The 21183-nt window shown below is 70.0% G+C and carries 23 protein-coding genes and 1 pseudogene; 5 read left to right on the forward strand and 19 right to left on the reverse strand.

The features are described from left to right. Window positions 1-95 precede the first annotated feature (95 nt). The 3 genes from E4N63_RS05075 to E4N63_RS05085 all read left to right on the forward strand — a co-directional run bounded on the left by E4N63_RS05075 (window position 96) and on the right by E4N63_RS05085 (window position 1953). Window positions 96-254 (forward strand): hypothetical protein, encoded by a 159-nt coding sequence (locus tag E4N63_RS05075; RefSeq protein ID WP_308188648.1) that lies wholly within the window; start codon window positions 96-98, stop codon window positions 252-254. Beyond that, window positions 251-664, forward strand: coding sequence for an NUDIX hydrolase (locus E4N63_RS05080; protein ID WP_230240041.1), 414 nt, complete (start codon window positions 251-253; stop codon window positions 662-664). Before E4N63_RS05075 ends, E4N63_RS05080 begins: the two co-directional genes overlap by 4 nt. 227 nt (window positions 665-891) lie before the next feature. Next, window positions 892-1953 carry a hypothetical protein gene (locus tag E4N63_RS05085; protein WP_230240042.1) on the forward strand — a complete coding sequence of 354 codons (1062 nt, stop codon included), beginning with the start codon at window positions 892-894 and terminating at the stop codon, window positions 1951-1953. Window positions 1954-2079: 126 nt separating this feature from the next. On the opposite strand, the gene E4N63_RS05090 is transcribed toward E4N63_RS05085, so the two are convergent. The 3 genes from E4N63_RS05090 to E4N63_RS05100 all read right to left on the reverse strand — a co-directional run bounded on the left by E4N63_RS05090 (window position 2080) and on the right by E4N63_RS05100 (window position 4793). Continuing rightward, the gene (locus E4N63_RS05090; protein WP_230240043.1) at window positions 2080-2454 is read right to left on the reverse strand and encodes a hypothetical protein; all 375 of its coding nucleotides are present in this window, start codon (window positions 2452-2454) and stop codon (window positions 2080-2082) included. Window positions 2455-2994: 540 nt separating this feature from the next. Next, a complete protein-coding gene (locus tag E4N63_RS05095) occupies window positions 2995-3579 on the reverse strand; it encodes a hypothetical protein (RefSeq protein WP_230240044.1) in 585 nt (194 codons plus the stop codon). Continuing rightward, entirely contained in the window at window positions 3501-4793 is a 1293-nt protein-coding gene (locus E4N63_RS05100; RefSeq protein ID WP_230240045.1) for a VWA domain-containing protein, read from the reverse strand. The genes E4N63_RS05095 and E4N63_RS05100 overlap by 79 nt, the downstream gene beginning before the upstream one ends. 310 nt (window positions 4794-5103) lie before the next feature. Between E4N63_RS05100 and E4N63_RS05105 the strand changes: the two genes are divergently transcribed. Continuing rightward, window positions 5104-5907, forward strand: a complete 804-nt coding sequence (locus E4N63_RS05105; protein WP_230240046.1) for a hypothetical protein — start codon at window positions 5104-5106, stop codon at window positions 5905-5907. Window positions 5908-5923: 16 nt separating this feature from the next. Here E4N63_RS05105 and E4N63_RS05110 read toward each other — a convergent pair whose 3' ends face one another. Together E4N63_RS05110 and E4N63_RS30960 are read right to left on the reverse strand one after the other, a co-directional pair. Further along, a complete protein-coding gene (locus E4N63_RS05110; RefSeq protein ID WP_230242353.1) occupies window positions 5924-6943 on the reverse strand; it encodes an AAA family ATPase in 1020 nt (339 codons plus the stop codon). Between the two features lie 1215 nt (window positions 6944-8158). After that, the gene (locus E4N63_RS30960) at window positions 8159-8950 is read right to left on the reverse strand and encodes a bacterial transcriptional activator domain-containing protein (protein WP_230240047.1); all 792 of its coding nucleotides are present in this window, start codon (window positions 8948-8950) and stop codon (window positions 8159-8161) included. A 121-nt stretch (window positions 8951-9071) separates the two neighbouring features. On the opposite strand from E4N63_RS30960, the gene E4N63_RS30965 reads away from it, so the two are divergent. After that, window positions 9072-9857, forward strand: coding sequence for a hypothetical protein (locus E4N63_RS30965; RefSeq protein ID WP_230240048.1), 786 nt, complete (start codon window positions 9072-9074; stop codon window positions 9855-9857). A gap of 411 nt (window positions 9858-10268) precedes the next feature. Here the strand turns inward: E4N63_RS30965 and E4N63_RS30970 are convergent. From E4N63_RS30970 to E4N63_RS05190, 14 genes and pseudogenes are all read right to left on the reverse strand, one after another. Then, window positions 10269-10994, reverse strand: a pseudogene (locus E4N63_RS30970) (LysM peptidoglycan-binding domain-containing protein); the annotation flags it as partial. 49 nt (window positions 10995-11043) lie between these two features. Next, complete coding sequence (locus E4N63_RS05130) at window positions 11044-11493, reverse strand: pilus assembly protein TadG-related protein (RefSeq protein WP_230240049.1); 450 nt, start codon at window positions 11491-11493, stop codon at window positions 11044-11046. Beyond that, complete coding sequence (locus E4N63_RS05135; protein ID WP_230242354.1) at window positions 11490-11870, reverse strand: TadE/TadG family type IV pilus assembly protein; 381 nt, start codon at window positions 11868-11870, stop codon at window positions 11490-11492. Before E4N63_RS05135 ends, E4N63_RS05130 begins: the two co-directional genes overlap by 4 nt. A 50-nt stretch (window positions 11871-11920) precedes the next feature. Continuing rightward, window positions 11921-12328 carry a TadE/TadG family type IV pilus assembly protein gene (locus E4N63_RS05140; RefSeq protein ID WP_230240050.1) on the reverse strand — a complete coding sequence of 136 codons (408 nt, stop codon included), beginning with the start codon at window positions 12326-12328 and terminating at the stop codon, window positions 11921-11923. A gap of 3 nt (window positions 12329-12331) precedes the next feature. Beyond that, on the reverse strand, window positions 12332-12526 hold the full coding sequence (locus tag E4N63_RS05145) for a hypothetical protein (protein WP_125623052.1): 195 nt from the start codon (window positions 12524-12526) through the stop codon (window positions 12332-12334). Between the two features lie 42 nt (window positions 12527-12568). Beyond that, window positions 12569-13465 (reverse strand): type II secretion system F family protein, encoded by an 897-nt coding sequence (locus tag E4N63_RS05150; protein WP_230240051.1) that lies wholly within the window; start codon window positions 13463-13465, stop codon window positions 12569-12571. Next, complete coding sequence (locus tag E4N63_RS05155; RefSeq protein WP_230240052.1) at window positions 13462-14379, reverse strand: type II secretion system F family protein; 918 nt, start codon at window positions 14377-14379, stop codon at window positions 13462-13464. The genes E4N63_RS05150 and E4N63_RS05155 overlap by 4 nt, the downstream gene beginning before the upstream one ends. Beyond that, window positions 14376-15725, reverse strand: a complete 1350-nt coding sequence (locus E4N63_RS05160; RefSeq protein ID WP_230240053.1) for a CpaF family protein — start codon at window positions 15723-15725, stop codon at window positions 14376-14378. The genes E4N63_RS05155 and E4N63_RS05160 overlap by 4 nt, the downstream gene beginning before the upstream one ends. Beyond that, window positions 15722-16534: a hypothetical protein gene (locus E4N63_RS05165; protein WP_230240054.1), complete on the reverse strand. Its 813-nt coding sequence runs from the start codon at window positions 16532-16534 to the stop codon at window positions 15722-15724. Before E4N63_RS05165 ends, E4N63_RS05160 begins: the two co-directional genes overlap by 4 nt. Window positions 16535-16575: 41 nt before the next feature. Next, window positions 16576-17187, reverse strand: coding sequence for an SAF domain-containing protein (locus E4N63_RS05170; RefSeq protein ID WP_230240055.1), 612 nt, complete (start codon window positions 17185-17187; stop codon window positions 16576-16578). Between the two features lie 170 nt (window positions 17188-17357). Beyond that, window positions 17358-18026, reverse strand: coding sequence for a hypothetical protein (locus tag E4N63_RS05175; RefSeq protein ID WP_230240056.1), 669 nt, complete (start codon window positions 18024-18026; stop codon window positions 17358-17360). 167 nt (window positions 18027-18193) lie between these two features. Beyond that, a complete protein-coding gene (locus tag E4N63_RS05180; RefSeq protein WP_230240057.1) occupies window positions 18194-18742 on the reverse strand; it encodes a hypothetical protein in 549 nt (182 codons plus the stop codon). 273 nt (window positions 18743-19015) lie between these two features. Next, window positions 19016-19498, reverse strand: coding sequence for an ATP-binding protein (locus E4N63_RS05185; RefSeq protein ID WP_230240058.1), 483 nt, complete (start codon window positions 19496-19498; stop codon window positions 19016-19018). A 406-nt stretch (window positions 19499-19904) separates the two neighbouring features. Further along, the gene (locus E4N63_RS05190) at window positions 19905-21032 is read right to left on the reverse strand and encodes a hypothetical protein (RefSeq protein WP_230240059.1); all 1128 of its coding nucleotides are present in this window, start codon (window positions 21030-21032) and stop codon (window positions 19905-19907) included. Window positions 21033-21183 lie beyond the last annotated feature (151 nt).

The raw sequence follows: 21183 nt of genomic DNA on the forward strand, positions 1-21183 counted from the left end.
ATGGGCCCCAGGACAGACGAGCAGTTGCAGGCATGTCAGGCAATGTAGAGCAGCACCGAGGCTGCCGCGGTCCTGGTTCCGGAGGACGAGACGACGTGTTGTGCGAGGACTTCTTGTGCGAATGCCTCGCCGACGAGACCACGAACAGCGACGCAGCCGAGACCGTGCACGTCATGTGGACTCCCAGAAACGCGGTGACCCGCTTCATCGCCGTCGCTACGGTCGTCCCATCCGTCCTGGAGGAGCAGACGTGACGCATAAGAACATGGACGAACGGCCGGGCATCGCCGCTGCCATCGTCGTAAACGAGGGACGTGTGCTGATGGTGCGCCGCCGGGTCAGCGAGGCACAGCTCTCCTGGCAGTTCCCGGCTGGAGAGATCGAGCCCGGCGAGGCCCGGGAGGACGCCGCCGTGCGGGAGACTCAGGAGGAGACAGGGCTGACCGTGGCGGCTGTGAAGCTGCTCGGCGAGCGCGTCCACCCGAAGACGGGACGGCTGATGTCGTACACCGCTTGCCAGGTGGTGGGCGGTACCGCTCACGTCGCGGACACCGAGGAGCTCGCCGAACTCTCCTGGGTCGCCCATGGCGAAATCCCGCAGTACGTGCCGTACGGGCTCTTCGAACCGGTGCAGGACTACCTCAACGAGGCCCTGTGCTCCTGACCGACCTTGGGGACCAGAGACCACACCCCCTTATCGGCCTCCCGAGAGAGCGTTAAGGCATCTCCTTCTCGATCCATGTTTGCTCCTTGTGGTGCTGTGGTCTGCGAGCGAGCTGATCTCTGCCATGGCACCAGACTGCCGCCACGACCACCGGAACCCGAGTATCGACGTCAGTGTCAGTGGGTGGCCCTAGCCTGTCGAGACGGGAACCGCAGAAAGGCACGCCCATGAACGCCAGTTACTACCGGAGCCAGCTGGACAGGAAGAACAAGGCTCGCGCTGACGCGGAGAAGAAGATCGGAGAGTTCCGTAAGAAGGAGGCCGACATGAGCGCGAAGGCCACGAAGGAGCGAGCAGCCGCTGCCAAGGCGAGCAGCCAGGCCACCATCAACAGCAAGCTGCGTGCTGCCGAGCGGCACGAGAATGAGGCCAACAAGGCAAGCAAGGACGCCAGCACGTGGAGCGCCAAGGCAGGCAAGCTCTCCAAGGAGACAGCTGACTTGTCGGCCAAGCTGGCGAAGGCAGAACAGGCTGAGCGGGCGGCCGCGGAGAAAGCTCGCCAGCGTGAACAGCAAAAGGCCGCGCGGCGTGCCACAGCTGAGCAGCAGAAGATCAAGAGCCGCCTGTCGACGACGGAGGGCGAAGTGCGCACGGTGCTGAGAGAACTGCGGGCGCCGAAGCCGGAGAAACTGCGGGTGTTGCTACTGGCGGCCGCTTCCGACGGTGATTTGCGAGTCGGCCGGGAGCAGCAGAGGATTCGTACGGCCGTGCAGAGCGCCACCCATCGCGATCTTGTCGAACTGGATGTCCACCCGGCCGCGACGGCGAATGTCTTCCTGGATGCGCTGACCCGGTTCCGTCCCCACATCGTGCACTTCTCCGGCCATAGCACACAGGACCTGATCGCCTTCGAGAAGGACGAGGACGGCTTCCACGAAGGTGCCATCGTCGGCGCCGGCGCCTTCGCCCGGGCCATCGCCGCCGTGGACGACAAGCCGCTGCTGGTCCTGCTCAACTCCTGCTACTCGGCGGCCCAGACCGGGAAGCTAGTCGACATCGTGCCGTTCGCCATCGGCATGTCCGACACCATCGGCGACACCGACGCCATCACCTACGCCGCCCGGTTCTACGCCGCCGTCGCCGACGGCCAGTCCGTCCAGGCCGCCCACCTCCTCAGCCTGTCGGCCATCGAGTTGAACGGCCTGCTCGACCACGACCTACCGACCTTGGCTTCTGCTGCGGACGTCGATCCCAGCACTACGAAGCTGGTGACTCCACCTCCGGAGTAGGACGTAGATGAGCATTGCTTGCGTGCACTAGCGTGGATTCCTCCCAATATCGCGAGCGACCCCGAACCGTGGCGTGTGGCGAAGCTGTCCTCAGAACGGCGTCCGTGCTCACCCGCTGCGACGCAGTCAGGGTGGGTTGATCTCTTCCAGAGTGCCCAAGGTCCGGCCCAGGCGGAGGGCGAGGCTGCGGCCCTGGTCGGGGCCGTCGGCGTAGCCGCGGCAAATCGCGGGCTCGGTTGTTCCGAGGGTGGCGTGGCAAGGGATGTGTCCCTCGCGCGCTCGGGCTTCGGTAACCATGCGAGTGACCCGGCCCGGTTCGAGATGCATCGGGTTGCCGGGGCGGAAGATGCAGGTATTACACATCCGGGCGCACAGGCGGATGGCCCCGGTGGCCGGGTCGGCCACGTCGGCGTACAGCCCGTCCCTCTCTGGTTCGACACCGTCTTCCGTCAGGTCCGGTTCCGGGGTACCGCCTTGGTGAGGCCGGGTGTTCGGGATCATCGGCGTCCCCCGCAGCCTGCGTGGCCGCAGCCGCCGCAGAAGTCTCCGCTGTTGCATTCGCACGGGCAGGGCCCCGTCGTACCGCCTCGGCGTGCAGGTGGCCTTCTGCGCTTTTCCGCGGCATGACCGGTGGGAGCCAGGGCTGCGCCTCGGGCGGATGCCGTGAGCAGTGCGATGCGGGCAGCGTGGGGCAGCCGGTCGAGTGTGTGCTGCTGGTGCTCCGGGTGCGGGTCACCAGGAATGTGCGGGGTGTGCGCGCAGGCTGCCCAGTGGCCGGCAGCCTGCGCCACGGCTCGGGTGAGGTCCGGTGGTTGCTGAGTGGTGCGGTCGGAGGACCGGACTTGGTCCGCTGCGTGGGCCAGCGGTTCGGCAGGGCGGGGGAAGCCCTCGGTGCGGCCCGGGTCGAGGACGGCGCGGGCGGTGGTGTGGGTCCGGTGCTCGGCGCGTTGCTGCGGTGCGTTGGTGCCAGGCATGGGTGGGGCTCCTGTTCGGAGGGGCCGGGGCCCGGGTGGCCGGGCCCCGCTGGGTCAACTGCGTCGGTCAGGGCTTGGTGCGCCGGACGACTGCCTGGTAGCTCTCCAGGACCACGATGACCTGGCGCACCTGTTGGGCGAGGCGGGCGGCGTGCAGGTCGGTGGTGTGGCCCGCGTTCTGGAGCAGGCCGGTGGCCGGTGCGAAGAGCGGCTCCTGGCTGGGGGCGAGGGCGTGGTCGAGGCGGTCGCGCACGTGGGCGGCGTGGCGGAGCAGTTTGCGGTGGAGGCGGTCGGCTTCGCGGGCGGTGCGCCAGAGCAGGTCGGCCAGTTCGCCCAGCGCGGTGCCGTAGGCCTGGCGGTGGCGGCTCAGGGCTTGGTAGCCGTGTTCGCCGAGGGCTACGCGCAGGGCGTAGGTGCCCGGTGCGGGGCGGTCGGCCGGGCCCTGGTGGGGCGGGACGGCTGGGATTTCCGTGTGGGCGTCGACCTTGTCGTCGCCCGGGGTGGCCGGGCGGGGATGCGGATGGGGTCGGTCATGGCTGTGGGTTTCCTTCCAGGTTGTGTCGGGTGTGAGGGTCAGGAGGTTTCGCCGTAGGGGCAGGCGGTGGCGTGGCCTTCGTCGCGTGGGAAGGTGTCCGGCAGCGTGGCCAGGCACAGGGCGTCTCCGCGCGGGAGCAGCGGGCGGGCCAGGTGGGTGCCGAGGTCGGCCAGGTGCCGGATTTCGGCGACCGGTACGGGGGCGGAGCATTCGGGGCAGGGGCCGAGGAGTTCGAAGGCTTCGTCGTTGTAGAGCGGGGAGCGGGCGAGGAAGACGTACTGCTCGCCGGTGTCGGGGCAGATGGCGGTTGCCAGGACGGGCTCGCCGGGGGTGGTGCGGCGGCGGAGCCAGTCCGGGGTGACGGTGATTTGGTCGGGGTGGAGTGCGAGGGTGGCGGCCAGCCGTACGGTGGTCCGGGCGTGCTGCTCGCCCCGGTGGCGGCCGTAGAGGCTGAGTTCGGTGGAGTAGCGGAGGAACACGGCTGCGGCGTGCGCGCGTTCGGCGATCGAGGTCATGTGGGCTCCCTTCGGTGGGGGTGGGTTGTTGCGGGGTGGGTGCCGCCCGGGCCCCGGGCGGCACGGGTCATCAGGGCTGGGCGGCGGCGAGGGCGGCGGTGGCGGCCTTGCCGATCGCGGTGGCTGCCTGGGCGGGGTGGGTGAGTTCGAGCACGGTGGCGCCGGGCAGCGGGCGGGGTCGGGGTCGAAGGCCAGCCAGAGGACGGCGCATCCGGCCGCGCGGAGGGCGGTGAGGCGATCGGCGGCTCGGGCGGCTTCGCCGGGGGTGTAGTAGCCGTCCGAGGCGATGACGAGGAGGCGGCCCGCGCCGGGCTGGGTGAGGTCGACTCCGGCTGTCAGGGCGTCGGTGGCCTCGGCGAGGCTGTGGCCCATTCCCTCGGCTGCGAACCGGGTGACGGCTCGGGGTGTGCGGCCCGGTGCGGTGATCGCGGTGACCGACCGGTCGTAGGCGACGGTCGCGCTGCACGAGTCGGGGTCGGTGAGGGAGACGGCCTTGGCGACGATCCAGGCGGCCGAGGCGATCGGTGCTGCGGCGATGTCCATGGATCCGGAGACGTCCACCGCGATGCCCACCCGTAGCGGCGGGGTCGGACCGGACCGGTGGACGGTGCGCGTCCACGGGGTCGCGGTGGGGACGGCGCCTGCGGCCCGTTGCGCGTCCCGGGCGAGGGCTTGGCGCATGTTGAGGCGTCCGGGCGGGACCGCCGAGGCGGCGTGGGTGGTGGTGCGTTCGCGGTAGGCGGCGGCCCGCAGGGCTCTGGCCAGTTGTCCGGCGGCGGCCTTCTCGGCGCCGGTGGGCGGGCGGGTGTCGATCACCGGGGAGGGGCCGCGCTGGTGTCGGCGGGGTTTGCCGGGGTGTGGGGCGTCCGCCGGAGCCGAAGACCTTCTCGGCTGTCTGTGCCGCCTGCCGCGCTTGGGCGGCCTGGGCGGCCTTCGCCTGCTTCCGGGCGGCGCGGGCCGCGTCGATACGCGCCTGGGCTGCGGCCTGCATAGCCTCGTTCGCGGCCACCGTGGAGACGGTCTTGCCGATCGCCTCGGCCAGTTCCGTGGATGCTTCGCCGTCGGGGTCGGGGGCTGGTTCCGGTCCTGCCGGGTCGGTGCCGAGTGCCTGGCACCAGGCTCGGGCGTGCTCCAGCATCGTCTGTCCGTCCTCGTCCCCGGTGGTGTGGGAGGCGGTCCAGATGGCTGCGAGGGTTTCCAGCAGGTCGGCGCCGAGGATGCCGGTGACCGTGTTCTCCAGGGATGCGGTCTCGTCCGGGTCGAGGATTCCGGCGTCCCGGCGGGCGAGGAGGAGCCCGGCTGCCATGGCGGCCTGCCACCGGTCGGCGAGGGGCTGGCTGGTGAAGTCCTTCAGGACCAGGGTGGTGACGGCGGCTCGCAGGTAGCGGCGGTCTCCGGGGCGGCGGCCGAGGTGGGCGCGTTCGGCGCGGGATTCCTCCAGGACGGCCCCGGCCGCGTCCAGGGCCGTGCCGCGCAGCGCGGGCGGGGTGATCCACCGGCTGTGCGCGGCGTGCGCGGCCTCGTGGGTGAAGGCGCCCCAGGCGGCCGGGTAGCGGTCCTCGTCCCCGGGCCGCAGGGGGTTGATGGTGGGCGGGCTCAGCGGGGCGAAGAGGGCGGCGTCGATCTCCAGTTGGGCTGCGGTGGGGTAGAAGGCGGCCGGGGCGCCGGAGCGGGTGCCGATCTCGCAGGTGACGAGGACGTCCTCGCGTCCGGCGAGCTCCGGCAGGCGCTCGCTCAGGGCGGCGGCGATGCGCAGCCACTCCCCCGCGTGCGGGTGGCAGGGCGGTTCGAAGGCGGGCCTCCGTCATCCTCCCAGCGGGCCAGGTCGAGTTCGGTCTCGGTCACGGCGGGCGGGGCGGGCTGGATGTGGGCCTGGGTGTGGGCGGGCATGGCGGGGCGGTCCTTCCTGGAAGGCGGTGGGGTGGGGTGAGGGGGCGGGGCCGTTGTCAGAGCTGGCGGCCCAGGGCCAGGGCGGTGATGGGGCGGCCGGTGGCCTTGGTGACGACCTCGGCGACCGTGTCGCGGTCTTCCAGGGGGGCGATGCCGACTAGGTTGGCGAAGGCTGCCTCGGTGCCCAGGACGTCGGCGATCTTCTGGAAGGCGATCAGTTCGCGCAGTTGGGGCGCCCAGCCGGTCTCGCCTGCCTGCTGGCTGGCGGCCAGGTGCCGGGCGATGCGCACCGCTGTCCGGTTGATCTTCAAGGAGGCGGCCAGGTCGTAGTCGGAGCCCACCTGGATCTGCACCGAGAACCGGCTGGCCAGGGCCTCGGTGAGGACCGCGCCGTGGACGCCCGGGTTGTGACCGGCGATCACGTAGAACCCGTCGGCGGCGGTGATCGTCTCGCCTTTGTGGGCCTTGACCTGGATCTGCCTGCGTCCGTCCATGGCCGGGTACAGGGCTGCCAGCACCTTCGGGGAGATCAGGGTGGCGTCGTCCAGGAGGAGGGCCCGGCCTTCCTGCATGGCGGTGACCAGGGGCCCGTAGATGAACTCGTAACCGCCGCTCGCCGTTTGGGTGTATTCGCCGATCAGGTCGCCGACCGTGGTGTCGCCGTCGCCTGCGACCGTGATGAGGTCGGGGAAGGCGGCCTCGATCAGGGAGGTCTTGCCCGTGCCCGGCGGCCCGTACAGCAACACGGGCACCTGCCCGGTCCGTAGCTTGCGCAGGGCCTCTACGTCCGGCAGTTCCGCCAGCGCGCGGGGGTGGTAGGGCTGCCCGTTGGGGCGGATGACGGGTTCGGGCCGTCCGCCCGGTGGCGGGGTGACGGGTGCCGGAGGGGCCGCCTGGGCGTTGGGGGTTGGCGCGCCGTGGGAGTTGGGCGTCGTCCGTGTCGCGCGGCGCGCGGCGGCGGCCGTGGCCGAGGTCGCCCGGTACATGCGCGGTTGTGAGCCGACCCGTTCCGCCTCGCCCCGGTTCACCAGGGTTTCGCAGGCGTTACCGACGGCCCCGCCGGAATGCCCCAGCATTCGGGCCAGCGCGGTCACGGTGAACTGTGCGGTCGTGTTCGCCACCAGAACCTGCGCGATCCTCGCGCGCAGTTCGCCCGGGCGCCTTTCCTCCGAGGCTCGGCGGTGAGGTCGGGGCGGCGGTCCCGGGGACCGGGGTGGCCGGAGTCGGGGTGGGCGCCTGCGCGGTGGTCGGGGTGGGTGCGGAGGAGGGGCAGCGGCAGCAGTCATCGAGCGTTTCCTTTTCTCCGGCCGCCAAAGGAATCCGCGATGCGGATTGAAAGCGCATCCCCTTTTTTGGGCGCACTCCACCCGTCATCCGTTTAGGACCGGACACCTTTAGCGGGATTTCTCGTTCCCGGCCTTTCCGGGAACAATTGAAATATAGCTCGCCCCGCACCCCTCTCGAAGTCGGATTCCGGCTCGGAAATGCTGGAATTCTCGTGAATTCACGACGGGAATTCAGGGGAATTCGCGGTGGCACGACGTCTTGTGTCGTGGTCGGCGGCGTGCACGACCGATGTCCAGGTCACCGGTGCGCGCCGACGCCGTGTCGCGTGCCGTGTCGCGCCCCGCGCGTGACCGGTGTGGCGCGGTCCCCGGCGCGGTCCCCGGCGCGGTCCCCGGCGCGGTCCCCGGCGCGGTCCCCGGCGCGGTCCCCGGCGCGGTCCCCGGCGCGGTCCCCGGCGCGGTCCCCGGCGCGGTCCCCGGCGCGGTCCCCGGCGCGGTCCCCGGCGCGGTCCCCGGCGCGGTCCCCGGCGCGGTCCCCGGCGCGGTCCCCGGCGCGGTCCCCGGCGCGGTCCCCGGCGCGGTCCCCGGCGCGGCGGCACCTTCGGCTACGCCTGGGTGCCGCCGCAGCCGCACCTCAGATGCATGGGGTCGTGCCATGCCAGCGTGGGTTGGCATGAGGGTTTGTCAGAGGAAGGAAATGTGAGCCGGGGAAGCGGGGGCACGGACGCGGGCCGGTGTTCGAGGGCAGGCAGTTCCGGGTTGGAGTCCGCGGTGCCGGCCGGACCATCCGTAGATCGGGATGCGTTGCTGCACCGATATACAGTCGGCCTCGCCCGCCGATGGCTCGCAGGGGCTCCGACCTGGGTTTATGCCCGCGGTCGGGGTGTCGTGTCCAAGCGCGTACACGCAGGCGACGCCGGATACGACGCCCAATACGACGGGTGGAATGCCACTGCGTCCCTGGCCTCAGATCGGCATGGCGCGCAGGGTCTCGGGCGTGTGTGGCTACCGGGTCTGGCGGGCGTGACTCCTGGGCGCGATGAGGGCCCGGGTCGCCGGCTCTGGTTCGACTCCGAGGTCGTCGAGGTGCCGCTTGAGGCGGGTGTAGGTGTGCCGGGCGGCGTCGTGTCGTCCTGCTGCCTGGTAGAGGCGGATGGCGTGCTGAGCAAGCCGCTCGTGGTCCGGGTGGATGGTGCTCAACTGCTCCAGCATCGTCAGGACCGACTCCTGGACACCGGGGGCGGCGCCGGGCTGTTCGGCTTTGCGAACCAGGCGGAGAACGGCATCGGTGGCCTGGGTGGCGAAGTGCTCGCGGATCGCATCAGCCCAGAGGTAGTCGCGTCCCTGGGCGAATGGTCCACGGTAATGAGCCAGGGCCTCACCAACAGCGGAAACGGCTTCGCTTTCCGCGTCCTTCACCTGTACTGACAAAGCATGCTTCATCTTTCTGCTGAACTGCGCGATATCCGTTTCCACGAGTTCCGGGTGCAGCTTGTGCAGTTCTCCTTGCAGCAGGATGAATTCCTGGCCGGTGACACCCGTCGCGGCACGCAGGGCGCGGCGGACCGCGCGGCGCAGGTTCTTCAGTGCGTTCTGGATGCTGTCCGGTTCGAGCTGGAGTTTGTCGGCGATGTCGGTGGCGAGGAGGCCCGCGGGGTGGGCGGCGAGGAGGGCCAGGAATTCGTGGACCTCGGGCCGGAGGTTGCTGCCGATGGGGTCGCGATGGCCGCGGGCGTAGAGGGTGATCGGCCCGAGGACGTGGAGGCTGACCGGCTTGGCCTGGGCCGGCCGTGGCACGACGGCGGGCGGGGTGGTGTGGCGGGGCGTCCTCCGGTGCGGGGTCGGTCGTGGCTTCTGAGTGTTTCTCGCGGGGTCGTGTGCTCGGAGCGGGGAGGACCCGGAGTCGGGGGCGTTCGCCGTGGGCGGTGAGGAGGACCTCAGTGACGTCCCGCCCGGCTTCGGGAGTGAGGTGGTACAGCCGCAGTTGCTCTGCGAGCTCCCGTCCCTCTTCAGTACCGGGTCGGTTGGTGGTTCCGTCGTCGGTGATGTGCCAGGGCTCGGCGCCAGGCAGTGCGGCGGCGAGGGTGAGGACGACCAGGGTGTCGGGGTTGCTGCGGGCGGCCAGTGTCTGCAGTTCGCCGAGGTGGACCGCGTCGGGAGCGGTGAGCAAGAGAAGAGTGCCCGGCTCGGTCTCCTGAGCGGCTCCGGGGTCGGTTGCCGTCGCCCCGGTGGCTTCGGCGAAGGCCTCACACTCGTCCTGGGCGCGGGCGTGGGTGATCAAGTGCCGTTCGGCGGCCTGGATGGCCTGTGCGGTATAAGCGGTCTGGGTAAGGGCGGTGAACTGCGGCGGCAGTCCGGGAAGCAGTTGCTCGGCCACATCTTCCGGGACGACGGCTTGCACCCGCGGAGGTTGGGGACGACGACGTTCCGCGGCAGTGAGGATGCCGATGAGCAGGGCTCGGGCGGCGTTCTCGGCGCCGGGGCCGGACCAGGTGCATCCTCCGGGGCGAGCCAGTTCGTCGAGGGTCACCTCGGTGTTGTCCTGGACGCCGATGGTGACGGTGTCGGTGTCACGAGGTTCCTGCGGCGGGGTACGACGGGCGATCAGGGCGTCGGGGTCTTGCGGTTTGCGGTGCAGCGTGGCGGCGTGTGCAGCTTGAGCCGCCTTCTCCACGAGCGGGCTGAGGGTGGGTGTCTCCGGTAGCGGATCCGGCTCCGTGCCGGCCTTACGGAGGCGGCTTCGGTGCCAGTACCAGTAGCGGCGTGCGGCCAGGAGGCCGGCCGCCGCGGTGATGCCGAGCAGGCTCGCCTCGCCGAGGCTGATGGCCGCGGGCCCCTGTTGGGTGTCCGCTTCCCGCGCTTCGGCGTCATCTTGCTGGGCAGGGGCCACCGACGTACTCGGTTCCCGCCTCTCCTGGCCGGGCCCTCTGTCCCCGCCAGGGGCAGTGTCAGTGTCGTTCAGAGTCGGCTCTTCTGCTTGCGATGCTGCAGGAGCGCTTGCTTCGGCATCAGGATTCGAGCGCGGCGGCGTCGGTGGGGTGGCGGTCTGGGTGACGGGGATAGTCAGCCGCCAGCCGGGCAGGATGCGGTCGGGGTCACTGAGCCGGGTTCCGTCGCCCTGGAGCCGGTCCTTGTTCAGGGCGTAGATCCGGGGCCATTTGCAGGCGTCTCCCAGGTGCGAGTGCGCGATGTCCCACAAGGTGTCGCCTTCGGCCACCATGTACTCGACGTGCCGCACGGCGCCCGTCTTTCCACGGGGTGTGCCGCGCTCCTTCTCCTGATCTGTTGTGGCGGTCTGCATGCCAGCGGCCCCGGGCGTGGAGCGTGGAGAAGCAGTCCACCGGTCGAGGGCAGGGATGAGAGGGGCCGTCGCGGTGAACTGCGCTCGTGTTTCTCCGCCGGAGATGGTCTGTTGTGCTCCAGCCGGGGGCGGACGCCACAGACTGAGCAGGGCGACGATCAGCGTGCCGATGCACAGGGCTGCCAGTGAGTTTCTGAAGGAGAGCTCGGCGATGTGCTCGTCGTGCACCCGGTGGTCCCGGAGCAACTGCGGCAGGTGAGCGGCGTACCAGCAGATCTCGCGGAGCGCTGTCCAGGCGAAGACGGCCCAGCAGATCCAGCCCACCACCGCGAGCAAGTCGACTGCCAAAGGGTCGCTGACCGGCTGCGCCATCCGGTCCGTGAACTCCTGCCAGGAGTAGACCCGCTCGGGCCACGGGACGCCGGTGGCCCGCCACAGCACCCAGGGCATGCCGACCAGCAGGGCGAGCGTGATGGCCAGGGTGCCGCCTGCCGTGGCGGCTGCGCTGAGGCGCTGGCGCAGCGCAACTGGGTGGTTCATCGCTGCCTTCGCTTTCTCGGCCGGGAGGTGGTGGGTCGGGGCGGCCCCGTCACGGGGTGGTGCGTTGGGCGTGTGCGGTGCCGGTCGCGGTCACCGTCAGGGTGCGCACACCGATGAGCTGCAGGATCTGGGTGGGCTGGCGGTGGGTGACGTGCACCGTGACGGCGTTGCCTTTCACCTGTGCCCGCCCGCTGTCTCCGGTGGCGGCGACGTGGGCGCGGGCTGCCGCGGCGGCGCGGTCGCGGACGAGGCGGATGTCTCCGGCGCGCCGTAGGTGGCCGAGGTCGAGTTGCTGAGCGCCGGTGCGGGCGGCCTCTTGGGCCACGTCCAGGGCGCGGGCCTTGCCGGCCAGGGCCAGCCCGCCGTCGACGACGATTCCGGCGAACAGCCACAGCGTGGCGAACACTCCGACGACGAAGACCGCCACCTGTCCCCGGTCCTCTCCGGCCGGCAATGGCCTCCAGGCGCACGGCGGATACGCGGGGATGCGGCGCTTCATGACGCGCTCCGGAAGGAGTCGACGACGGAGGAGGCAGTGCCGGTCAGGGAGACGTGGCCGGGCATCCGTGATCCGGTGAGATCGCTGAGGTCGGCCGTGCAGGAAACGGTGGCCATCACGGTGGCGCCCGGGGCGAGTCCGCCGGTGGTGAGGCGGACGCTGGGGCGGGTGCAGGAGGCTCCCGCCTCGCGCAGTTCCGCGCTCGCCGCCTGCTGGGCCTGGGCGCGGGCGTCGTTCTCGGTGCGGGCCAGCGAGGCGGCACGGGCGGCTTGGTGGGCGGCGTCCGCCACGATCAGGCGGGCGTCGGTGAGCCGTCCCAGCCCGACCACGACGAGTAGGAGCAGCACCAACAGGGGTGTGACGAGGACCAGTTCCACCGCCGCCGAGCCCTGCTCGCCGTTCCCGCGCCGTTGGACGGCTTGCCGGGTCACGATTGGTCTCCGCTCGGGGTGGTGATTCTCTCGGTGGGTCCGGAGGCTGTGCCGGACGCCCGCAGGTTCAGGCCGGGGACCACGGCCAGGACCGCCCCGTCCACCCGTACGGTGGTGCGGGCGGTCGTGCGGTCGACGGTCACGGACGGAGCGGTCAGCACGCGGCTGCCCAGTGCGGTCAGGCTGCGCCGTGCCTGCGTCCGGCCGTCCGCCGCGCTGCCGTCCTCGACGCGGGCGGCGGCCAGGGCTCGTTGGGCCGCGTACTGGGCGATGTGCCGCGCGTGCCAGGCCAGGGCGAATTGCACCGCCAGCAGGGCGAGCAGCAGCAGTGCCGGGACGACGAGCACCAGCTGCGTGCTCGCCGCTCCGCGGTCACCGCCGGGGCTGGGCCGGAGAGCGGTCACGGTCTATCCCAGGTCGATGCCGTTGGCCTTGGCGGTGACCTTGGCGATGATGATGCCCACCACGGTCAGGGCCAGGATCGCCAGCAGTGCGGTGACCACGACGGTCTCGGTGGTGTAGCCGTCGTCTTCGCGGAGGTGCCGGCGGAGGTCCGCGAGGTGTGCGCGCACCCGGAGGGTCAGCGTGTCCAGTGGGAACATGGGGATCGCTCTCTTCCTTGGTCTGGTGTGGTGCGGTGAGGATCAGCTCACGGACATGACGTGGCCGAGGGCCGGATAGCCGATGAGCAGCAGGAAGGCGGCGAACAGTCCCACCACGGGCAGCGACATCCGCTCGGTCGCCGCTTGGGCGGCGCCGTCGGCTTCGGAGATCCTGCGCCGTCGCATCGCTCGTGCCTTGGCGGCGAGTGAGCTGCGGATCTTGGCGCCTTCGCTTCCGGCCAGGGTCAGGGTGGAGGCGAGTTCGGTGAGTTCGGGGACGTCCAGTCGGCGCCCGAGATCGCCCAGGTGGGGCCAAGGGCTGCTCCGGGTGACCTGCGCGACGTGCAGGGCGTGCCGCAGGCGTGCGGCGGCCCACCCCTGAGGTGCGGCGACGGCTTGGGCGAGGGCCTGCTGGACTCCGGCGCCGCCCGCGAGTGCGATCACGGTCAGGTCCAGGACGAGGCTGAGGGTGTGGCGCATTTCCCTCCGCCGTCGCGTGGCCTCGTGGCGGACGTTGAGGTCCGGGGCGAAGAACAGCACGGCGGCCAGGGCGAGTGAGCCGGCCAGTGGCATCCACCATCCCGGGGCCAGGCCCGCTCCCAGGCGCAGCAGCAGCGCGGAGGCCCAGGGGGCCAGCAGCCCAGCCGCGGCGCAGACCGCTTTGCCCGCCAGGTGCTGTTCCTCGTCTCGTCCGCAGACGGCCAGGTCCGCGCGGAGGGAGGGGGTGGGGAAGCCGAGAGCGCGCACCAGCGGGACGGCGCGCCGGCCCAGCCGCGTGGCCCATTCCGGTTCCTCTGTCTCCTGTGGTGCAGCAGTCGTCGGTACGGGTGCGTTGAGGGCGGTGAGGACGTCGGCGAGAGCGGGACGGGCTGGACGCAGCCCGTAGGCGAGGGCCGTCGCTCCGGCTCCGAAGAGGGCACCCAGCAGCATGACGATCACCGGGCACCTCCCGCTTCGATGCCCGCCGCCGCCCCTGAGCCCGCTGGGCCGATGAGCCGGGCGGGTTCCTCGATCCGTCCGGCCGCGGTGAGGTAGGCGAAGCTCGCGGCGAAGAGAGCTCCCACGGCCGCGAGCACCGCCTGTCCGGTCAGTGAGTTGAAGGGGTCGAGGTAGGGGCGGTTGAAGATCACCAGGCCGGTCGCCATACCGAGGGTGGTGATCACGGTGACGCGTACCCCGGTGCGTACGCTCGCGCGCCCGGCGTCGGTGCGCTGCCGCATGGCCACCTGCTCGCGTACCGATTCCGCGAGTTCCCCCAGCAGAGGTCCGAGTTGGCCGGCCTGTTGACGGGCCGCCGTCGTGAGGGCGGCGACGACGAGATCGGCCAGGGGGTCGTCCGTGTCCTCGGCGAAGGCTTCCAGAGCGGCGGGCAGCGGCCGGCCGGAGCGGATGGCGGCCGTCAGCTTCCGCATCTCGGGCTCCAGTGCGGCGGGGGCGATGTCGGCGGTCGCCAGCACCGCCTGTTCCAGGCCGGCGGCCGCGGACAGGGTGTCGCGCAGCATCTCCGTCCAGGTGGCCAGTGCTTCCATCCGCTCCGTGCGCCGGGCGGCGGCCCGGTCCGGGCCGAGCAGTCCGGGGAGGGTGAGTACGGCGACCGTGGTCAGCACCGCCGCCACCGGCCACGCCGTCAGCGCCCCGACGACCACCCCGACCACGACCGCGATGAGCACGCGGCGCGTGGTCCACTCCCCCGGCAGCCGCGCCAGCACAGTGCGCCACAGGGCGGTGCGGCTCTCCCACCCCTCGCGCCGTACGGCGCCGTAGCCGATGGCAACCAGCCCGAGGCCGAACGCCGCCCCGCACGCCACCGCGGCTCCAGTCAGGCTTCCGGGGCCGAACGCAGTGCTCGTCATGGCTGCCCCCAGCCCTGATGGACCGTGGCCCGGACATCGAGCCCCGCTGCGACCAAGTCGTTGAGGGTCTCCGCACGCACGGGCGTCGCGGGTACGGCCCGTCCGTCGGCGCCGGGCCGGTAGACCTCGTTGGAGACGATCTGGGCCCCGTCCGCGTCGACGACCTCGCGCACCGAGTCGATGACCCTGCGGCCTGCGGCGTCCCAGCCCAAGTGGACGACGAAGTGGACGGCGGAGGCCACCATCAGGTTCGTGGCCTCCAGCGAGAGCCGTTCCGGAGACTGCGCGGCGTAGGAGGCGAGCTTGGTGAAGACCCCGCGTGAGGTGGAGGCGTGGATGGTGGACAGCGAGCCGTCGTTGCCCTGGCTCATGGCATTGCACATGGGGATGACCTCGGCTCCGCGGATCTCGCCGACGATGACCCGGTCCGGGGACATGCGCAGTCCCCAGCGCACCAGTTCGGCCTGGTCGATGCCGCCCTCGCCCTCGATGTTCGGCTCGCGGGCCTGCATGGCCACCATGTTCGGATGGGCCACGGGATCGGCGTCCAGTCCGAGTTCGAAGGTGTCCTCGATGGTGACGAGCCGCTCGTGCGGCGGAATCTCGTGGGCGAAGGCGCGCAGCACGGTGGTCTTGCCAACGTTGGTGCCCCCGCCGATGACGACGTTCTTACGCGCCCGCACCAGCGCCCTGAGAAACATCGCCAGCTGCTCATCGCACACACCCAGCCGCACCAGCTCGGCCATCGAGGCGGCCGGGAAGCGGTGCCGACGGATCGTCAGCGAGACCCGGCCGGTCACCGCCATGACGGCGAACAGCCGCGAGCCGTCCGGGAGCTGCAGATTCAGCCGGGGCACGGCCCGGTCGAAGCGCCGCTCCTCCCCCTCCGCCTGCGCCGCCAGGCCACGGATCGTCTCCACCAATTCCGCGTCCGAGCCGGCCACCGGGCTCTCGCGGCGCCAGGCGCCCTGCGCGTCCTTGACCCACACCACGTCGCAGCCGTTGACGCAGATGTTCTCGATCGAGCTGTCGGCCAGCAGCCGCTCCAGGCTTCCCGTGCCGAAGAGAGCGTCCTGAACCGCCTGGGCGATCCGCTGCTCGACCGCCGGGTCGAGGATCTGTCCGCCCTGGGCCAGGAACAGCCGCCGCTGCGCTCCCAGTTCCTCGGCCAGCAGCCGCCCCACGGTGGTCCGTCGGGCCGCCTCGTCCTCCGCAGGCAACCCGGCAAGCTCGCGCTCACCGGCGTATGCGGCCAGCCGGGCAGCCACTCTCTGCCGCACCAGCCCGGCCAGCTCCCGCTCACCGCCCGCAGGTGCCGCTCCAGGAGCCATGAGTTGCTCGCTCACGATCCACCTCCTCCGTATCCGGGGGCCTGGACCAGCCCGCTGTGACGCTGCCCGGCCAACTGGGCCCCGGGGCTTCCGGCCAGGTGCCCCGCCTCGACGGCTCCCATTTGGGCATCGGTGCCCTGCGGTTCCGCCAGCCGACAGGCCAGCGCTCGCACGGCAGCGATCAGCGGCGGTCTGCGGAACCCGGCACCGCGCAGCGCGCCCGGCTTCAGGCTGTTCAGGGCCGCCACGGTCCTGGCATCCCAGGGCAGGAAGGCCACGTGCCGGATACCGAGGGAAGTGGCGATTTCCTCCGCCGGGTAAGGGCTCGGCCCGACCACGGCCAGCGTCAGCCGCCCGGCATGGCGGTCCGCGTCCAACCCGTAGGCGGACACGTGGGTCAGAGGTTCCGCCCCGCCCCGTGTCACCAGGACCACCTGGTCCGCAGCGTCCATGAACGGCTGGATGTCCTCGCCGAGACGCCCCAGGTCGAGCAGAACCGTGCCGCGTTCATCGGCCTCGCCGCGCAGCACCCGTAACCCGGCCTCGCCGGCCAGCAGCCGTACCGCCTGGCCGCACGGCCCTCGGCCTGGCACCGCGACCACCGTCCGCACGCCGCAGGGCAACTCGCTCGCCGCTCCCAGCAGGGAGCCCGGATACAGCTGCCCGGCCGTGGCCGCCACGTCCAGCAGCGAGGGCGCCGTCGGGAGGCCGAAGCGGATCATCAGGTCACCGCCGGAACCGTCCGCCTCCACCATGACCGGCCGCACCCCGCCGTCCGCCTCGACCGGCCATGCGGCGGTCAGCGCCAGGGCGGTGGTCGTCACTCCTGGCGCACCGGAAACCGACCCGAGCACGACCAGCCGCCTCACGGCGCTTCCCGCCCCTGGGCCGGCAGCACCACGACGCGCGGATGCTCCAGCTGTGCCGCCCGCCGTGCGGCCGCAGTCTCGACCAGCACCGTCACCACCCGCGGCCCGCCCGCCGACTCGGCCTCCCGCACCCCGGTCACCGTCCCCGCCACCACGGCGGCCTTCTTCTCCTCGTTCTCCGGTAGGGCGCCAGTGCCGGCAGGTCCGGGGAGGACCGCAACACGTTCCCCGGCAGCCAGACTCGGCGGTGCGCCTCCCGGCTCCACGGCCAGCGCCACCTGCGAGAAGCCCTTCGGCGGAAAAGCTGCCTTCGGCCCCAGCTGCCCAGGTGCCAACAGCGAGCCGGCCACGAGCGGTACCCGGGCCCGCCGCCCCAGCACCGCACCCCGCTCCGCGGCCGGTACCACTCCCGCATCCGCGGCCACCTGCACCGCACGCACGTCACGCGGCTTCAGAACGTGGCCGACCGGCACGTCCCGGGCCAGCACCAGTACCTGGTCCCGCTCCCCCACCGCCTGCGCGACGAGCGCGAATCCAACCGCCGAGACAACCACCGCTCCCAACCCGGCCCACACCCAGCCGAGTTTGCGACGCCGGCTGCCGGTCACGGTTGGCTGCTGCTCCGGGCCGGGCTCGCGTGTCCCCGGCACCCTGAACCCGCCGCCCTTCAGGGTCGAAGAAGACATGGGGGTACCCACCACTCACCTCGCTGACAGAAGAATTCCGACGTCGACCGAGTCCGCCCGCTGGTCCGTGGCCGCGCTGGTACGGGAGGTCGTCAGCCCGTGACGACGGCCTGCACCTCGTCCACCACCAGCGGACGTTCGGCGGATATCACCAGCCCGGGCACGACCCCGCTCTGACCAGCCCCGTGCCACTCGACATCCCACGTCACCTGCACGGAGACGGTGTATGCCCCGCCCGGGGCGGACAGCGAAGCCCGCCGGTAGGTATAACCACAGTCAGGCGAAGACGCCTTGGGACTGTGTGCCGCCGAGTAGGGCGTCCCCGGCCCCAGGCAGATCACCGTCCGGCCATCCCCCATGGACCACACGGTCTTCCACGGCTTGGCTGTGGCCGTCACCTCGACGCCGTCCACCGCGGCCGACACCGACACCGGTCCCCAGGCGGAGCGGTCCACCCACATCCACGTCGGCACGTGGACCACCTGCACCAAGTTCTCGTCCGGACTCGTACGGATCACCGGCTGCGGCAACTCCAGCCGCTCCACCGCACGCTGGACGACCACTTCCACCGGCACCTGCCGCTGCGCGCCCCGCGCCGGCTTCTTCCGCTCCGCGCCGTCAAAGCGAGGCATGATCCCCATGCCGCCGCCCAGATCGAACTCCCAGCCATCCGCGACAATCTTCGGCGGTCCCTTCGGCACTCCACCGCCACCGGTCTTGGCCGACTTCCGGTGAGGCACCGTGCCGCTCTTCCCCGCCACGCCAGCGGGCTTCCTCCGAGTACTCCTCGCTTCGGCGGTGCATGCCCCGGGGACACACATCACGCCAGCCCCTGTACTGAGCCCGTCATCGGCCACCGCGTCGTGGGGAACAAGCAGTGCCGCACTGCACACCGCCGCTGCCGCCACCGGGAGGACGGGACGAGACCTCAGCATGTCCCCGCCTCGTGGAGGTACAGATCCTCCACTCGCCACATCCCACTTCGCTGCCGCACGGTCGCATCGACGCGATGATGCCCGCCGGGCACATCGTTCTCGAGCTCTCCGCCCTCGGTGTAGCGCAGCCAGCCGGTGGCATCGGCACAGTCCCGGATTACCACCTTCGTCGCCTGGCTCCTCTCCACCACGGGATCGAGATGAAGCCGCCCTTTCGCGACGAGCCCCTTCTTGCGGTTCTCCCTCATCATGTAGCGGAGCAGCTCCAACGCTCCGGCAGAGGCGTGGGCATGCAGCTTCGGGTGCTTCGCGTCGGACGTAGCCGCAGCGGCGACGGCGTCCCCCCACATCGCCCGGTAGGCCGCAAGGGCTTCCCGGTGCTCGACAGCGCGTGCATCGGGGGCGTCCGGCGTCTCGCCAGCCCTCCCCGACTGAGACTCCGCATTCGATGAGGCTTTCGAGCAACCTGCCAGCAGCGCCCCGGAGAACGCCACACCCACCAACGCCAGGATCGCTCCGGTCCGATGGCGTGCCATCCGCATCCCCGTCTCCCATCACCAGTGCAGCACAGGCGCTGCCCCAAAATAGGGGAGAAGGTCACGAATATTCGCGCGGTACGCCGGTCAATCACCCTCAAGAGGGGTAATCTCAGGGTCGCTTACTTGCATGAAGATCGGATGCACTGCGTAGATCACCCGCGCACAGAGGGCTCTTCAATCGTTTGATCGAAGAGCCCTCTGCTGCGCAGGAACGTCTCCGCGATGGTCACGCGGATCTGCGACCCGGGAGAGGGCAAGGGCTCCCCCAGACCGTGGTCAGCGCTGATCGAGATCCGGGAGCTTCACCCAGGCAACCTTTCCACTTTCCCATCCTAGGAACCCCCAGTGACCGCTGGTGAGGTAATGCACGATGCGTAGCCCCCGCCCACGTTCGGACAATACTGCCCACAAAGCAGGGGAACCACCACCGCGCCCCTCCCCCAACGGCGAAAGGGGATTCCCTTTCGGGGATTTCGGCAGTGGAGGAATGCGAGGATCACGATCCTCCACTTCACAGACGATTCCCCGCTCCTCGCAGGGACGAAGACGCATCTCGTACGGCCCGACAGCGTGCTCGACCGCATTGGCGACCAGTTCGGATACAGCCCACACGACATCACTGGCGGCCTCGCCAACACAGCCGAGCTGATCGAGCGTGCATCCCAGAGCAGTACGGGCCTGAACTGCAGCATTGTGGGTCTGGTCTGTCCAGCGCCACACCACAAACGGAAGCGGAAGCACAACACGGCCCTGTGTCATCGCCACCCTCCCCACATGGGACGGCGGCGCCCGACAGCGCGATGCTGCCCGGGCCCAGGCTCCATACATGCACGCGCGCCAAGGAGCACAAGGGGGCCGATAACGGCCAGGAAGAGCGAGGCCGTAAAAACGCTATTGACCACGGTAGGACCTTTCGATGATCGCGACTACGACGCGACCACCACACCGTGGATCAGCCGAGAGCGGAATACCGCTCTCGGTAAGTTTTTCATGGACTCACAAATCCATGACACCGCGCTTCCAAGCTCCGGAGGTAGAGCTCACCCACCAGAATTAGCCGAGGATATGAGGAGCGCAGATTCAGCGGTAAAGGACCCAGGGTTGCTGGTTGCTGCACCTATTTCCAGTCATGAGACATGTCTTCCCGCCCAGTGAGCGCTCAGTGCTATTCCTCGGCATCCTGAGACAGACGTTCTTCTTGGTGCAGTACCTTCTCCATAAAGACACGAATCGCGGTCTCGTACGGCTTGTACGAGAAAGCACCGCTGGGCGGGCGCAACGAGATCAAATCATGTGCCACGACGAGAAGTGAAAGCAACAGTCGGTTCACGTCTGAGGACGAAACATCGGAGTGAAGGCCCTTGTTGCTCAGACTGTCCAGCCTGTCGATACGCTTCCCCAAGTCCTCGACGTTCGCGATGAGTAGTTCTCGCGTGGTGTCAGAGGTGACATTTTCCGCGATGTACGCCCACAGACGATTCCGGTACTCAGCCTGACCGACCTTTCGACCGTTGACCTTCTCTTCACGCGGAAGATAGAGGCAGTCAGCAAGCTTTTCCGTGAATCGTCGGCAGGACAGCGACACATGCGCCAACTCTTCCGCTGTCTCGTGCCCATCGAACGCCTTGAGGGCAGCGTGCAGCCGTTGAGTGAGATTCGGGTCCAGGTCTGAGCAGCGCATCAGGGTTTCACCCAGCGCGGATGAGAACTGGCCATGAAGCAGTTCATCTGCCTCACCGAGCCTGCGAAAGTGCTGCATGTTGTCGAACGGATCAAAGATGGTCTCCCGCGCCCCGGAGTCCTCCCAATAAATGGAGGGGAAGAGGCCTGAAGCTTCCCACTCGCGATATTCCACATAATCTCGGGTATCTTCGACTTCCAACTCATACCCCCTATGAAACAAGTAGAGAGAGTCCTCGAAGATCCGAAACCGGCTCGGGATGCTCTTCAGGAACACCGCCCAGTGCTCCGGAATCTCCGGACGAACTTGCACTACCCCCAAGTACCATTCGGTGTCTTTTAGCCGGATGTGCATGGCACGAGCGTCCGACGGAGTCAGAGATTCCACGACCATACCTGCGATATCAAATGACGTGATGTGCTTAGCAAGGTCCGGCCCAAGGAAGGTGCTCCAGACTGCCCAGTGCTCGCCGAGAACGCTGTTTGCGGCGGCTTCGGTGCCGCCGACTTCTTGGGCAAGCCGCCACAGTGGGAGAGTTCCCGTAGAAAAACGGGCATGGCGCCTATGCCGTGGAACGGATTTCATGAACGCTCGCGCCAGGGACTCCCTCATGGTGAGCCATCCCCGTGTTCCAACCTCCGGCGAGCTCCAACCTTCGTCGATCAGAAAGCAGACTCTCATTCGTCCCCCAACCGCTCTCGCTGAGCGCCCCCGGCCTGCCCGGAGCCGACCGTACTTCTGTCCTGCCCGACACCATGCAGCA

It is taken from the genome of Streptomyces sp. MNU89 (assembly GCF_020982505.1).
Lineage (GTDB): Bacteria > Actinomycetota > Actinomycetes > Streptomycetales > Streptomycetaceae > Streptomyces > Streptomyces xinghaiensis.

Coding starts and splice junctions, on each gene's coding strand:
- E4N63_RS05085 (WP_230240042.1), top strand. CDS start 892: ATGAACGCCAGTTACTACCGGAGCCAGCTGGACAGGAAGAACAAGGCT.
- E4N63_RS05180 (WP_230240057.1), bottom strand. CDS start 18,742: ATGCGGATGGCACGCCATCGGACCGGAGCGATCCTGGCGTTGGTGGGT.
- E4N63_RS05155 (WP_230240052.1), bottom strand. CDS start 14,379: ATGACGAGCACTGCGTTCGGCCCCGGAAGCCTGACTGGAGCCGCGGTG.
- E4N63_RS05130 (WP_230240049.1), bottom strand. CDS start 11,493: ATGAAGCGCCGCATCCCCGCGTATCCGCCGTGCGCCTGGAGGCCATTG.
- E4N63_RS05145 (WP_125623052.1), bottom strand. CDS start 12,526: ATGTTCCCACTGGACACGCTGACCCTCCGGGTGCGCGCACACCTCGCG.
- E4N63_RS05190 (WP_230240059.1), bottom strand. CDS start 21,032: ATGAGGGAGTCCCTGGCGCGAGCGTTCATGAAATCCGTTCCACGGCAT.
- E4N63_RS05090 (WP_230240043.1), bottom strand. CDS start 2,454: ATGATCCCGAACACCCGGCCTCACCAAGGCGGTACCCCGGAACCGGAC.
- E4N63_RS05110 (WP_230242353.1), bottom strand. CDS start 6,943: ATGCTGGGGCATTCCGGCGGGGCCGTCGGTAACGCCTGCGAAACCCTG.
- E4N63_RS05185 (WP_230240058.1), bottom strand. CDS start 19,498: ATGACACAGGGCCGTGTTGTGCTTCCGCTTCCGTTTGTGGTGTGGCGC.